Source organism: Bowmanella pacifica (genome assembly GCF_014645355.1).
Taxonomy (GTDB): domain Bacteria; phylum Pseudomonadota; class Gammaproteobacteria; order Enterobacterales; family Alteromonadaceae; genus Bowmanella; species Bowmanella pacifica.
Window position 1 is genome coordinate 82,632 of record NZ_BMLS01000003.1, and the last position, 13,974, is coordinate 96,605.

The following is a 13,974-nucleotide window of genomic DNA, read 5'->3' on the forward strand; positions in this document are numbered from 1 at the left end:
TTCAGATGAATAAAAACAGGTTACTGCCACTTTCCGCCCTGAGTTTAGCCCTCTTAAGCTCAGGCCTCTCGGCAGCTACATACGAGATTGTCCCCCTGGCCACTGCCAATAAAGGCCTTTATAGCTTTGCCAACAGTATTGATGGGCAAGGCAACGTATTACTTACCGTGCAAAATGCCTTTAATCCGCCCATCGATGTTAGCTTGTTGGATCTGGATAACAACGAAGCCTTATCGAATTCGCTGGAAGCACCTGATGATGTTAAAAATGGCGTAATCAGTACTAGGGATAGAGCGATACTATATACCTATATATTGCAAAATAGAGGCAACCCACTTTTTCAGCAGCTAGGCAACTATCTGGGCTACCTTACGGATGCAGAAGGCAGTGAAGCGGTTGTTGGCTTTGATGCCTATGATGCCGATATTAATGGCTTAAGCCGCAGTGTGGATGTATTACCCGCCGCGATAAATGCAGACGGTGTCGCAGTCGGCAACAGCACGGCACCTTTCTACAAAATTAATTACACCAACGAGGCGGATATAGAGCACACTTACCTTATCCGTGATTTTAACCGTCGTGGTTTTGTGGCTATTAATGGCCTGCAAGTTCCCTTAGTACCAGCTGAAACCACTTTTGGAGGCTACAGCGAAGCCAGAGGCGTCTCCGATAATTTATGGGTGGCCGGGGTAAGCTCCATCGAGAAGCGTGAAAGCTTCGATACCGCCATCGAAAATTGCAACGACGACGAAAAGCGCGGCGATTTTCCTATTGCATTGTGTTTAAGTAATTCTAAACCCTCAGTTAGTTCACCTAATTCTCAAAGTGGACAACCCAATGAGGACACCGCTGATACCTACTTGGGAAATTATGCGACCTTGGATGGCGCATATAAAAACCGTGCCACATTGTGGAAGATAGATAATCAAGGCAATGTGTTAGACAGCAAAACCTTCGACTTGCCTTTTACCCCGAAGGAAGACGACACCGTTTTCTATGCCAACCGTGCTGCAGATGTCAATAATAACGGTATTGCAGTAGGTGTCAGCCATGCAAGTTACCCGGATTATGAAGATCTTATTCGTACTTATGCGGCAGTGTTCTACGAAGACAAAACACTGCCAATTGGTAATGAAGAACGTTATAGCGATTACACCTTAAGAAATAACGGGTTATTAAGTGCCGCTACCGCCATCAATAATCACAACCAGGTAATTGGCTATACCTTAAAATTGGTTAATGGTTTTGAGCGCACCAAGTTTTTCGTCTACGACTTTGACGAACAAACCATGACCTATCCGGATGATTTCTTCCCAGGCTCATCCAGTATAGCCAGAGATATCAACGACGCCGGTCAGGTCGTAGGTGATGGGGAAGTTGAGTCGACTATTGGTGGCAGCGTTCGTCGTCGCAATGCCTTTATCTATGATAACAACGACAAGCAGTTCCAGAATCTCAATGACTTAGTGTCGTGCAACAGCCCTTATACACTGGTGCAGGCTAATGCCATTAATGAGTCGGGTGAAATCGCCGCGACCGCCACTTATAAGCGCGCCTCGTTGGATATCGTTGGCGAACCCCTACTGGATAGTGCGGGTAATCAGGTGATGGAAGAAGCGATAGTAGCAGTAAAGCTAGTGCCTATCCCTGGCGGCGATATTGACGATTGCAGTGGCAATCAGGACAAAGTTGAGCGTCAGGGCGCTGGATTCGGTTGGTGGCTGTTAGGGCTGCTGGGTGTATCCGGTCTGCTTCGTCGTCGTTAATCGCTCTAAGCACCCGGATAAGGATGCCGGGTGCGCCTTCCTCTCGATAGCATTTGCCACCTCAGCCAATCAGCAGTCTTTAATCGTTTATGATCAGCTTTTTCACCCAAACCCCTCGCTTTAGGTGGTTAGGATTTGCCCGGATACTGCAAGTCTAAACGCGGCTTTTGGGCTGATTAATTCGATATATCCCTGCCACCCCTCATTGACACTGCGTTATGCCCAGCAGTGCAGTCTATCTCTCTAATATGACAAAATGATGTAAGAAAAATTTCAATGAATATCATGCGCTTATCACTAGAGTGATAACAAGTGCGCTAAGTATTATTGAACCAAGCTGCAGTTTTCGATATCACATAGGGGTGGTCGTTCGACCACAGTTTAAATTACGGATGAGGTATCTAATGAAAAGACAGAAGAGAGATAAACTTTCCCGTGCACACGCAAAAGGGTATCAAGCTGGCATCTCAGGTCGTTCCAAAGAAAATTGTCCTTATCAAACAACAGATTCCCGGTCTCAATGGTTAGGAGGTTGGCGGGCAGCGCAAGAAGATAGAAGTGTCGGGTTAGCCAACCGCTGACACTTGATTGAACTCGCCGCCACTACGCGGCCTTAAGCATAAAAAAAGCCCCATGTTCGGGGCTTTTGACGTTTTAAAGTGTTTAAAATTAGTGTGCTTAGAAGTTGCTGGTGTCCTGGAACAGACCCACTTTTAAATCTTTGGCTTCGTAAATTTTACGGCCGTCCACTTCAACACAACCATCTGCCATTCCCATAAACAGCTTACGTTTGATAACGCGCTTCATATCGATGCGATAGGTCACTTTCTTTGCCGTAGGCAGGATTTGGCCGGTAAATTTCACTTCACCCACACCCAGGGCGCGACCTTTGCCCGGACCACCAGACCAGCCCAGAAAAAAGCCAACCAGCTGCCACATGGCGTCCAGACCTAAACAGCCAGGCATAACAGGATCGCCGGGGAAGTGGCAGTCAAAGAACCACAAGTCCGAAGAGATATCCAGCTCGGCAATAATATGGCCTTTGTCATAAGCACCACCTTCCTCACTGATACTGACAATTCTGTCCATCATCAACATATTAGGGGCGGGCAGTTGGCTGTTACCGGGGCCGAAAAGGTCGCCGCGGCTACAGGCCAGCAAATCTTCTTTGGTAAAACTGTTCTTACTGATAGTCATAATTCACTTGAAGGTTAGTGCATAAATTTCGCGGCCTAATTTAGCGAACAGTTGTGCGCTAAACAACTCTGAACAGTCATTTTCGTTGTTAAAAGTTATGCCTTTAATTTGTGGGCTACCTAGGTTTCCGCTTAGATATCTGTAGATAAAATTCACCAGCCATTGAGCTTAGACAACGAATAGCTGATACTGACCTCCTGTAAGATTGACGATGTTGCTTCATGTCCGCCTCAAATATTAATGCCGAAAAACAGCGCCGCTTCCGTGAAAGACAACGCCAGAAAGGCAATAAGGAAATCCGGGGATACGTGAGCCCCAAGGGCATGCACTGCTATAACGAATTATCGGAAAAAAGCGGCTGGACAGACGGTGAGCTGCTCAATAATGCGTTACGCATAACCTATGCAGCCTACCGTTGTGGACAGATTAAACTGTTGAATGAATGGCTAAAAAGCAACGATTGCTAGTGAAATGACTCAAGGGGCCTTACGCCCCTTGAGTTTGTTCTTGTATCACCAGTCTGTCATCCTGGCCCACATCTAATATTCGCCGTTGACAGCGTAGGCATGCACTCAAGCCGCGCAGTGCTTGTTCCAGTGCCGCAGCATCCAAATGCTGGCTGATACTGGTACGAATCAGACGATGTCGTAACTGTTGATATGCCAAATTCAACGCCTGCCAGGGCGCGTCCAACCCTTGTTCCATTTGTCGCTGGAGGGCGGCAAAACTTTGAACCTGGGTGAGCCACTGATGAATGTCTTCAGCAAAGGCAGGATGAGTCAGGGCATCAGCCTGCTCAATAAATTCAGCATAAGATTCCAGCGCTGTGGCAAAACCATGCAAATCCGCGACAGCCTCCTCAAAACCTTCCCCCTGAGGCTCGGTCAGGGTATTGCGACCAGCTTTATTGATGAAATCACGGGTTTCTTCCACCCGCCCCAGCAGGCTATCCAGCTTGGTGTCGGCTGATGGGTGCTGCGGTAATTCCAGAATCGCCAGGCGTAACAGCGCCACTTCCTTTTGTACTGCACTTAACGCCAGTTCCGGCACCGAAGCTAGGTTGGCATCCAAATGCGTATAACGGGCGTCACGACGAAAATGTTTAAGCAACCAGGCCGACATTCTGGGTTCGACGGGTAGCATCAGTAGTACCCCGAGCAGATTGAACCCGGAATGAAACAGGGCCAGGAACATCGGCATATGTTCGGCTGAACCCAACCAGCTACTGAGTCCCCAGGTCAGCAATGGCAGTAAACACAGCGCCACCACACCGGTAAGCAAGTTAAACAAAACATGGGCCATGACCAGTCGCTTGGCACCGCTGGACGCGCCAAGGCTTGCCAGTAAAGCCGTAGAGGTCGTACCAATGTTGGCGCCAATCACGGCGGACGCAGCAAGTTCCCAGTCGCCCATACCACTGGCTGAGGCGGTCAGAATAATGGCGATGGCGGCACTGGATGACTGGGTCAGTACGGTCAGAATAACCCCTAGGCCCAAGCCCACTAAAACGGGACTGTTTATCCATTGTGTCAGGGTCTGTGGGTCGAACTGCACCGCGCTGAAGCTGGCTTGTAGGGCATCAATTCCCATAAACAGCAGACCAAAGCCAGCCAATGCCATACCCAATGACTGGCCACGCACTTTAGGGGAGAACACTTTTAGCAATGCCCCTATACCTATAAGAGGATAGGTGATGGCTGACATATTCAGTTTGAAGCCAATCAGGGTCACCAGCCAGGCCGTTAGGGTGGTACCTACGTTACTGCCGAAGATCACCCATACCGACTGGGAAAAACTCATCAACCCGGCATTGACAAAACCTATGGTGGCAACGGTGACGGCACTGGATGATTGCACCAGGCCGGTTACTACTATGCCGGCAACAAAACCTCTCAGACGGCTGCTGATCCATTTGCCCAGCATATGCTCAAGGGCTTTGCCTCCCGCCACCTTCAGACCTTCGGTCATCAGCCACATGCCGAGCAGAAACAAGCCCAGCGCACCCAACAATTGCATCATGATTTACGTCCTAAAACACCATGCTGTGGTTCAGAGCGGGGATTTCAACCGCTAACTGTTGTTCCTGCCATAATTTATCCGCCAGTGCTTGTTGTGCCAGCGGTTCACCATGCACCAGCACCACTTTAGGCTGAGGTTTGAATTGACCAATCCATTTTATCAAACCCGACTGACCGGCATGGGCAGAGAACCCGCCCAGGGTTTCGATGCGGGCTTTGACCAGATAAGGTTCGCCAAAGAGCTTGATGTGCTTGGCACCGTCAACCAATATCCGTCCCAGCGTACCGCGGGCCTGAAAGCCAACGAAGATCAGGGTATTGTTTTTGTTCCAAATTCGCTGTTTGAAATGGTGACGAATACGTCCACCGTTACACATACCGCTACCGGCAATCACTATCGCCCCCCGGGCAATTTTATTAATGGCCATGGAGTCTTCCGGTGTGACGGCCATAAACAGGTTAGGCAGAAAATCTTCCAGCGGTTTGTGGTGATCTAAATGCAGATGGGCAGTGTCTTTAGGATCGAGCAGCTCAACCCACTTTTCATAAATGCGCGTTACCTCTATGGCCATTGGGCTGTCTAGGAAGATCTGCCAATTGTCCAGTTTGCCTTGCTGATGCAGGCAACCTAAGTAAAACAATAGCTCCTGCGTACGCCCTACGGCAAAAGAGGGGATCATGACATTGCCGCCACGCTGCCAGGTCTCGGCCAGAATACTTTCTAATTGTTCAAGGGTATCGTCTTCGTTTTTATGCTCGCGATCACCATAGGTGCTCTCCATCAACACCACATTGGCCTTTTTAAGGTAACTTGGGTCATTCATCAGCACAGCATCGCGTTTGCCTAAATCACCGCTGAAGACCAGACATTTGTCTTTGCCTCGTTCATTAAAGGTGATTTCGACAATGGCAGAGCCAAGGATATGACCAGCATCATGCAGACGCAGTTTCGCATTGGCACCGAGCAGCACTTGTTCACAGTACTCCAGTCCAACGCACAGACTCAAAGTACGTTCCACATCCTGCATACGATACTGAGGTTTAAGTAGCTTTTTGCCCTGGCGCTTGCGGCGAAGATTCTCACGTTCCAAATCCCGCTCATACAAGCCAGCCGAGTCGCGCAGCATAATATCGAGCAGATCTGCTGTAGCCTGGGTGCAATAAATGGGGCCGTTAAACCCCTGATTGACCAGCTTAGGCAGCATGCCTGAGTGATCCAAATGTGCATGGGAAAGCACTACCGCATCAACACTGTGGGGATTAAAGGCAAAGTCTTCGCTTTCCAGGCGGTCAATAATGTCGCCGCCCTGGTGCATACCGCAGTCCAGCAACACCTTGCCTATTTCTTCTGATTCCAGCAGGTGACAACTGCCGGTAACTTCTTGTGCCGCGCCTAAGAATCGAATCGTCGCCATAGATGTTTCCTTCACGTTAGTGGCTTTTTCACAATGTAGCCTGAAAGACCACCTGCATGCTAGCGCAACACTAAGATAGGCAAATTGATATGGATCAGCGGGACGAGAGAGAGCAGCCGAGGTGTTCGGCTGCTCAATAGGGGTTAACGCCGGATTACGGCTTCTTGTTGATTCAGTAACGAAATCATCGGGTTTTGGGCCAGAACCTTGTCTTTGAGCAACCAGCCAATCAATAATCCGGTGGCAAAACCGCCTAAGTGGGCACCGTAGTCTACATCCGCACCGCCCAGCAACATGCCGAGGATATTAAATGCAACCCAAATAGCGAAGAACCAAACGGCCGACAGCTTCTTCTGATAGATCACGAACATAAAGGTCAAACTAGCATGACGGAACCACATCAGGTACATGCCAAATAGACCGGCAATGGCCCCACTGGCACCAACGGACGGAATATCGCTGCCGCTTCTGACCAAGGCGCCCACGACGCTCGCAGCCAGGCCACATAGCAAATAAAGCCCCAAATAGCGTTTATGGCCAAGGGCATCCTCGAGGTTATCGCCTACCACGTACAGAAAGTACAAATTACCCACCAGGTGTAACACTGAACCATGCAGAAATATGCAGGTCAGCAGTGTCCAGGCGTGTTCACCGGCCAAGACCTGTGAAGGAACGGCGGCCAGATGCTGAAATGTCCAGATAAAGCTCTGTTCATCGAAATAGTACAGGGCAAAGATCACGGCATTGAGTAGCAGCAATGTCCAGTTGACCACAGGGCGGATGCGCGGCTTAAGGTTATATTCAACCGGCATCTGCGACAGAAACTGGAACAAATAGGTCTTCCAGTTAACTTTTTGATTCAATTGCGACAACGCATCCCGCAGCGCCGGACTTTGCTGTACGCCGCGCAGTTCATGGCGGTCGACCCAGCTACCGTCACAGGCATGGCAATGATCAATTTCGGTATGGTAGTCGGCTAACAGGTGGTAACGCTGTAGCGATTGATGACAATCGGGACAATGTAGCTCGCTGTCGCCCAGATGTTTGCCAAAATGATCGGCATACTGGCTGTCTGATACATCCTCATGCAGTTCATTAATCATCCGATTAACTTCGTCTTTCTCAAACCACAAGCCACCACAGGCCTGACAAACATCAATTTCATCGGCCTGGTAACTGGTGGGGGTCAACATTTTATCTTTACAACGGGGGCAGGGTTTAATCGGCACGCTTCAACTCCTTCAAGCTACCAATGACTACACCTTCTTTGGCCAGCGCCTGCTGCAAAGATTCTGCGCTTTCGGCTAATACAGGCAGAACATTTTGCTGCATATGGTCGGTTAACAATTTCAGTTGCGCCCCGGCATAGGCAGAGCCCAGTTTACGCTGCTCGGCCTTGTCCATTAATTGCCTTGACTTACCATAAAAGCGTCTCACCTCCGTCAGGATTTCACTGGGCGTTTCCAGTGTAGCAGGGTGATAGCGCATCGTTTCCCACACGTAGAGATCCATGGGGGGACGGTTGTCCTTGATGATCTGTAAGGCCGGACTTTTAGCCAGTACGTCGGTGGCATATAGCTCCACTTCGCCAATATTGTCTTTCAGCTCTTCGTACAGGGACATTCTCAGGTAGTAGTTATCTTCCATTTTGGAATAGGTATCGAAGGTCAGCGCTTGCTGTAAACCGCTTTGTGCGGCGAGATAAACCCCGACAATAGTAGAGACAATCATAAAGATCTGGTTAAGCCAAAAGCCGGTCTTCCGCAATTCCTGATTATCGAGTGGAACCTTACGATGTTGGGCCAGTGAGCTATCGGCTGATGCCGCTTTTGCATCTGAATGGGACAAAACATACTTCCTGTTGTTGATAAGGCGGCTATGGTAGCTAAATAGCAAAGCCCTGATAAGTCAGAACTAATTACTATCGTTTTCAACGAGATTTGATTATGCCAAAGCATAAGTAAAACCGTTCAAAGTGGAGAATATGTAGTCAGTTGAGACGATGTCAGTGTTTTCAGACAAAATGCGTTGTGCGCCGCTTGATTCGAGTTTCCCAGCCATAAAGCATGGTGGATTTGTGATAGATCAAAACCTGACAGAATACCCAGGGGTACACTGCCGACATTGAAAATGGAAATAGCAGAGACAGAATGCAAGGCTGGGATCCCAAACTCATTGCCAAATACAATATTAATGGCCCCCGATATACTTCATACCCGACTGCGCTGGCATTGAACGAGGACTTTAACCTTGATGCCGTGCAACTGGCGTTGGACAGCAGTCGCGATGATCTGAGCTTGTATATCCATATCCCGTTTTGTCATCAGCTTTGTTATTACTGTGGCTGCAACAAGGTCATCACCCGTCATCAGCATAAGGCCGACAACTATCTGGATGCGCTGGAACTTGAAATGGCCTTGTATCAACAAAAGTTGCAAGGCAAGCGTATTCACCAAATCCACCTCGGCGGAGGGACTCCCACCTTTTTGACCAATGGTCAGTTAAGTCGCCTTTTATTGGCGCTGCACCGGCATTTCGATATTGCCATAGACGCAGAGCTGAGCATTGAAATTGACCCTCGCAGCTGTAATGACGATAAGCTGCGCCATTTACGCAAGCTCGGCTTTGGCCGGGTTAGCTTTGGTGTGCAGGACTTAGACGAGAAAGTGCAAATTGCCATTAACAGGGTGCAGGAAACCGACTTAATTCGTCATCAGGTGGCACTGTGCCGGGAACTTGGCTTTGCCTCTATCAACCTGGATTTGGTTTACGGTCTGCCTTATCAGCATCCAGAAAGCTTTGCCGAAACCCTGGCTGAGATTGTCAGGCTAAGTCCGGATCGCATTTCCTTGTTCAGCTATGCGCATCTGCCGGCACGTTTTGCCGCGCAGCGTAAAATTCCCGATGCCAGCTTGCCAGACTCTGCCACTAAGTTAGCGCTACTGCAGCAGTCTATCGACGCATTCGAGCAGGCCGGTTACCAATTTATCGGTATGGATCATTTTGCCAAACCGGATGATGAACTGGCCAAAGCCCAGCAACAGGGCAGGTTACAGCGTAACTTCCAAGGCTATACCACCCATGGCCAAGATGCGCTGATTGGCTTAGGGGTGTCGTCCATCAGTCAGGTAAATGGTGTGCTATGGCAAAACGCTAAGGAGTTACCTGCTTATTATGAGGCCATGCAGCAGCGCAGTTTGCCGGTACAAAAAGGCTTTTCGTTAAGTGAAGACGATAAAATGCGCGCCGCACTGATAAGCCAACTTATCTGCCATTTTAATCTGGATATTCCTGCGTTTTGCCAAACCTGGCAGTTGGCCGATTTTTGGCGCACCTTTGCCGATGCCTGTGACAATTTACGGCCTTTTATCGATGATGGGTTAGTGCGTGTTACTGACAGCCGGCTTGAGGTTTTGCCTAAGGGCAGATTTTGGGTGCGCAGTATCTGCGCCTGTTTTGACGCCTACCTGCAGCAAGGACAAATGCGCTACTCCAAGGTGGTGTAACGGAATAACAACAATAACAAAGTCAACATCAGGAAAATTTCGGCCCGCATTGCGGGCCGCTTGTTTTTTAAAAGGGCTGAATGCTGACTTGCTCTCCCGTTGTGACATAACCGCGCTGTTGTTCCAGCACAATATAACAGTTGGCGTTGGCAATACTGGTCAGTACCCCAGAGCCCTGATTACCCGTGCTTTTGACTAACAATTGGCCGTTTTCATCCTGCCAGTACCAACCACGCTGCAAGTCCATCCGACCCGGGCGCTTTTTCAGATTATCCGCGGCTTTTGCCAGCAGTCTTACTCCGGGAGTTTGCGTTTGACCGCTCAGGGTTGCCAGGGCAGGGCGAACCAGTTGATCGAAGGTAACGTAAGCCGAGACAGGGTTGCCGGGCAGGCCGAAAAACACGCATTCACCTAAGTTACCGAAAGCAAAGGGTTTGCCTGGCTTAATGGCCAGTTTCCAAAAGCCAATTTGGCCAAGCTCAGCCAGAATGTCTTTGGTAAAATCGGCTTCACCTACCGACACACCGCCTGAGCTAATTAGTACATCACATTCTGCGGCGGCCTGGCTTAATGCCAGACGCAGGGCCTGTTTGTTATCCCGCACTATGCCAAGATCCAGTACCTCAATGCCCAGTTGACTGAGCTGAGCACGAAGCACCGCACGATTGCTGTCAAAAATCTGCCCGTCTTTGAGCTTGCCACCTGGTGCCACTAATTCATCGCCGGATGACATAATGGCCACCTTAAGCGGTGTATAGATGCTGACCTCTGCAATACCTAAAGAGGCCAAAAGACCTAAGTCCACGGCGCGAATAAGATGACCTTTGGCCAACAGCACTTGTCCCTGACGGATATCTTCCCCGGCGCTGCGAATATTACTGCCACTGTCGGGGGTGGTTAAGAAACGTATGTTGGTATCGCTAGCTTGCACCTGCTCTTGCATCACCACCGCATCGGCACCGGAGGGAATAACTGCACCTGTCATAATACGCAGGGTTTCGCCGGCACGCAGTTTGCCTTTAAAAGGCGCGCCGGCAAAACTACTGCCTATTAGTTTGAGACTGTCAGTGGTTTGTAAATCTGCGGCACGAACGGCATAGCCGTCCATCGACGAATTGTCATAAGGTGGAATATTCAGCTCGGCAATCACATCTTCTGCCAACACCGCGCCTAAGGCACAGTCCAGCGCTACCTTCAGCACCTGTTGGCGGCAGGTCAGTGCTGCATGCATCTGCGCTAACGCCTGTTCAACGGGCAGCAAGGCAGGAGCCTGATCGCAAGGTGAGGGCTTAACAGGGTGGTGTGACATAAGGTTCTCCAACTATTCCAATGGCTTAAGGGTAACCAGTTAGCGCATTGAAGCCAATACAACCAAAGGAATAGAAAAGGGATGATGGTAAAAGATTTCGTTGCGGCTTTGCCGGAAAATTAAAAAGCCGGCGCTAGACCGGCTTAAACATACTCATAGGCTTAGAATCGATAATCCACTTTGGCCCACAGGGTACGCCCCGGCTCATGGACCCGACCGCTAACCACATAACCAGGGATATCCGCGGCACTTTTGCTCAGATACTCCTGGTATTGTTTATCCAGTAAATTATCGATACCCAGACTCACCTGCCACTGGCTATTGGGCTGCCACATGGCATTGGCCGACAATACGCCAAAGCCAGCGGTAGGCAGAGTATCCAGGCCGACAATGGTGCCCTGATTTTGCGCCACCTTGTCCTGACGTTGCACCAAGCGCCACAGGGCGCCAAATTGCCAGTCCTGCCACTGATAGGCAGTACTTAACCGCAGCTCCACCGGCGGCTGCTGAGCAAGGGCAAGATTATCGCTATCATTGCTACCCCGACTGACCGCCAGGCTAGACTCCACTCGCCACTGGGTGGTGGCCTGCCAGGTCAGACTGGCTTCGCCACCAAAGGTATGGGCGTCAATGTTACGCACGGTTTCCGGCAGCATGGGATTGTGTTTATCCAGCAAAATAAAATCACTGATATCGGCGTAATAACCCGACAAACTCAGCCGTATATCCTGCCAGTTGCGGATCCAACCTATATCCAACTGATGGGTAATTTCTGCCTCGGTATTAAAGGCGGACGCGCTGTCTTCACCGCCGCGGTTATTTCCCAGTAATTCCCAATAGTCGGGGAAGCGTGCCGCCCGGCCAATACCGGCATACCAGGTCTGATTGTCGCTTTGTTGCTCCATACGCACAAAACCGCTGGTCAGCGTATCGGCGCGTTTTTGCCCATAGCTGGGGTTAGCTATGGTCATCATCATGCTTTTACGCAAACTCAGGCGACTGTCCCAGGCTTGCCAGTCATCCACCCGCACACCGCCATGCAGGCTAAGGCCGTCTGAATAGGCGTAGCTAAGTTCGGTAAACAGGCCCCATTGCTCAAAACGGCCATCTTCCATACGCACTTTGTCCTGATAAGGCATCATCGGCTGATTCATGCTCATGCGGTTGCGATGGGTATTCTGGCTGGCATCCAGGCCCACTTTAGTCTGTAGCTTGCCAAAGGCCAGATCGGCCTGAATACGGCCGCCGCGGTTATAGCTATCCGGGTTCATGGCGGCCGGCGTTGGCATCATCATACTGGGGGTAAAGTCGCGCAGGCTGTAGTTATCCATCACATGATCAACATGGTTGAAGTACAACTGGCCTTCCAGACGGGTTAACCAATCGGCGAGGTTATCTTTACGACCTTTTAAGCTTAACTGACGACGGTCGAACAATGAGCCATCCATAGTCCGGTCAGCATAGGCCGCTTCGCCATCACTGCTACCCAGGCTTAGCATTAACAAACTATCGGCGTCCGGGGTCCAGGCCAGCTCCGCGTTGGCGCTCCAGCGATCGTAATGGCTGTTAATTTCATTACCTTCACCGTCCTTATAGTTGTCCGCTTTGGCTTTGGCGGCATTTACTCTGACAAAACCGCTAGTGTTGCCCAAGGTCATATCGGTGTTTATTTCACGGCGCCCGGCACTGGCAAGGGTCAGGCTGGTGTCGGTGGTAAAGCCGCTTTCACTTAGCTGATAGCTGTTACGCTCGAACAGCACAGTGGCATTGGCGGGCAGATGCAAAACCGATTGGGGGCCCTTGATCACGCGGATTTGGTCAAAACTTTGTGGCGATAAATAGGCCGTAGGCGGGTCCATACGACTGCCACAGCCGCCAAACAGCAGGTTGCCGTCGTTTAAAATGGTCAGGCGTGACGCTGCCATGCCTCTGAAGACTGGATCGCCGCTGGCCCCGCCTTTACGCACCATAGAAAAGCCCGGGATGGTTTTCAGATAATCGGCACCGTCGTGAGCCGGCAAAGGCTGGCGCGGCTGCTTGGCATCGGTAATGACCTGGTTGGGTAGGCTAAGGGCTTCGCCACTGACGATAATAGTTTCTAACTCGTCATGTTGTTGTGCTTGTTCGCCATAGGAAAGCGCAGAGAAAAGGGCCAGGCTCAGGGCGCTGACACGAAAAGTGGTGTGTTTGTTCATTGTTTGATTCCGTTTACATAGGGGCACGCTGGCCTAAGCCAAAGGCCCAAAGCTAAATATTGGTTAACAGCAGAGGAATCAAACGGCCGGTGGGGCGCGGGATAAGGCTTTGGCGTATTGGGCTTGTAAGTAAGGCGCACTGAGGCGCTGGGCAATCAGATCAGGGTAGTTTAGCTGCGCGGCAATCAGCTTTGCGCTAACAGCAAAGGTTTTTAGGTCCTGGGCAAATAAGTCGCCGCATTTGATGCTTTTGAGTTCTTGGGGAAGATCTTCTGGTGCATCGACAAACACGAAAGCACCAGCTTGCCAGGAGGCAGACATGGACACCCATTTCATATCCCGGCCGGTACAAATCAGTACTTTGTCTTCATCGCTGAAGCTGCGGGCCTGGGCCAAATGCTGGGACGTCGCAAACGCCAGGCTCAGGTTGTTGAGTATAAACAGCAACAACAGCAGCGGCGTAAACCAGATTTTGGTGCGGCGAATGAACAAGTGCCTGTCCAGGTTGGCAAAACTGACCTTAGTGTAAGGAAAGCTCCGGGGTACGGCAATATCCCTTTGGCGGTAT

General features: G+C 50.3%; 12 protein-coding genes. 4 read left to right on the forward strand and 8 right to left on the reverse strand.

All coding sequences use genetic code 11. The annotated features are described in order from the left end of the window. Positions 1–5 precede the first annotated feature (5 nt). Both IEX02_RS10415 and rmf read left to right on the forward strand, forming a co-directional pair. Positions 6–1,766, forward strand: coding sequence for a DUF3466 family protein (locus IEX02_RS10415; protein ID WP_188694399.1), 1,761 nt, complete (start codon positions 6–8; stop codon positions 1,764–1,766). A gap of 404 nt (positions 1,767–2,170) precedes the next feature. Beyond that, the gene (gene rmf, locus IEX02_RS10420) at positions 2,171–2,347 is read left to right on the forward strand and encodes a ribosome modulation factor (protein WP_188694402.1); all 177 of its coding nucleotides are present in this window, start codon (positions 2,171–2,173) and stop codon (positions 2,345–2,347) included. A gap of 97 nt (positions 2,348–2,444) precedes the next feature. Here rmf and fabA read toward each other — a convergent pair whose 3' ends face one another. After that, on the reverse strand, positions 2,445–2,963 hold the full coding sequence (fabA, locus tag IEX02_RS10425; RefSeq protein ID WP_188694405.1) for a 3-hydroxyacyl-[acyl-carrier-protein] dehydratase FabA: 519 nt from the start codon (positions 2,961–2,963) through the stop codon (positions 2,445–2,447). 221 nt (positions 2,964–3,184) lie between these two features. Between fabA and IEX02_RS10430 the strand changes: the two genes are divergently transcribed. Continuing rightward, positions 3,185–3,430, forward strand: a complete 246-nt coding sequence (locus IEX02_RS10430; RefSeq protein WP_188694407.1) for a RepB family protein — start codon at positions 3,185–3,187, stop codon at positions 3,428–3,430. 19 nt (positions 3,431–3,449) lie between these two features. On the opposite strand, the gene IEX02_RS10435 is transcribed toward IEX02_RS10430, so the two are convergent. The 4 genes from IEX02_RS10435 to IEX02_RS10450 all read right to left on the reverse strand — a co-directional run bounded on the left by IEX02_RS10435 (position 3,450) and on the right by IEX02_RS10450 (position 8,244). Next, on the reverse strand, positions 3,450–4,982 hold the full coding sequence (locus IEX02_RS10435) for a Na/Pi cotransporter family protein (protein WP_188694410.1): 1,533 nt from the start codon (positions 4,980–4,982) through the stop codon (positions 3,450–3,452). Between the two features lie 10 nt (positions 4,983–4,992). Further along, complete coding sequence (locus IEX02_RS10440; RefSeq protein ID WP_188694415.1) at positions 4,993–6,396, reverse strand: MBL fold metallo-hydrolase RNA specificity domain-containing protein; 1,404 nt, start codon at positions 6,394–6,396, stop codon at positions 4,993–4,995. A 143-nt stretch (positions 6,397–6,539) separates the two neighbouring features. Then, a complete protein-coding gene (locus IEX02_RS10445; protein WP_188694417.1) occupies positions 6,540–7,625 on the reverse strand; it encodes a rhomboid family intramembrane serine protease in 1,086 nt (361 codons plus the stop codon). After that, positions 7,615–8,244 (reverse strand): hypothetical protein, encoded by a 630-nt coding sequence (locus IEX02_RS10450; RefSeq protein ID WP_229702179.1) that lies wholly within the window; start codon positions 8,242–8,244, stop codon positions 7,615–7,617. The genes IEX02_RS10445 and IEX02_RS10450 overlap by 11 nt, the downstream gene beginning before the upstream one ends. Positions 8,245–8,546: 302 nt before the next feature. Here IEX02_RS10450 and hemN point away from each other — a divergent pair, with 302 nt between their 5' ends. Continuing rightward, positions 8,547–9,902, forward strand: coding sequence for an oxygen-independent coproporphyrinogen III oxidase (gene hemN / locus IEX02_RS10455; RefSeq protein ID WP_188694420.1), 1,356 nt, complete (start codon positions 8,547–8,549; stop codon positions 9,900–9,902). A 67-nt stretch (positions 9,903–9,969) separates the two neighbouring features. Here hemN and moeA read toward each other — a convergent pair whose 3' ends face one another. The 3 genes from moeA to IEX02_RS10470 all read right to left on the reverse strand — a co-directional run bounded on the left by moeA (position 9,970) and on the right by IEX02_RS10470 (position 13,898). Continuing rightward, a complete protein-coding gene (moeA, locus tag IEX02_RS10460) occupies positions 9,970–11,211 on the reverse strand; it encodes a molybdopterin molybdotransferase MoeA (RefSeq protein WP_188694423.1) in 1,242 nt (413 codons plus the stop codon). Between the two features lie 161 nt (positions 11,212–11,372). Beyond that, positions 11,373–13,406, reverse strand: a complete 2,034-nt coding sequence (locus IEX02_RS10465) for a TonB-dependent copper receptor (RefSeq protein WP_188694427.1) — start codon at positions 13,404–13,406, stop codon at positions 11,373–11,375. A 78-nt stretch (positions 13,407–13,484) separates the two neighbouring features. Continuing rightward, positions 13,485–13,898: a hypothetical protein gene (locus IEX02_RS10470; RefSeq protein WP_188694430.1), complete on the reverse strand. Its 414-nt coding sequence runs from the start codon at positions 13,896–13,898 to the stop codon at positions 13,485–13,487. Positions 13,899–13,974: the final 76 nt, after the last annotated feature.

What these genes read in the sequence shown, in the direction of transcription:
- IEX02_RS10465 (WP_188694427.1), bottom strand. Translation starts at nt 13,406, where the DNA reads ATGAACAAACACACCACTTTTCGTGTCAGCGCCCTGAGCCTGGCCCTT.
- rmf (WP_188694402.1), top strand. Translation starts at nt 2,171, where the DNA reads ATGAAAAGACAGAAGAGAGATAAACTTTCCCGTGCACACGCAAAAGGG.
- fabA (WP_188694405.1), bottom strand. Translation starts at nt 2,963, where the DNA reads ATGACTATCAGTAAGAACAGTTTTACCAAAGAAGATTTGCTGGCCTGT.
- IEX02_RS10440 (WP_188694415.1), bottom strand. Translation starts at nt 6,396, where the DNA reads ATGGCGACGATTCGATTCTTAGGCGCGGCACAAGAAGTTACCGGCAGT.
- IEX02_RS10430 (WP_188694407.1), top strand. Translation starts at nt 3,185, where the DNA reads ATGTCCGCCTCAAATATTAATGCCGAAAAACAGCGCCGCTTCCGTGAA.
- IEX02_RS10435 (WP_188694410.1), bottom strand. Translation starts at nt 4,982, where the DNA reads ATGATGCAATTGTTGGGTGCGCTGGGCTTGTTTCTGCTCGGCATGTGG.
- moeA (WP_188694423.1), bottom strand. Translation starts at nt 11,211, where the DNA reads ATGTCACACCACCCTGTTAAGCCCTCACCTTGCGATCAGGCTCCTGCC.
- IEX02_RS10415 (WP_188694399.1), top strand. Translation starts at nt 6, where the DNA reads ATGAATAAAAACAGGTTACTGCCACTTTCCGCCCTGAGTTTAGCCCTC.
- hemN (WP_188694420.1), top strand. Translation starts at nt 8,547, where the DNA reads ATGCAAGGCTGGGATCCCAAACTCATTGCCAAATACAATATTAATGGC.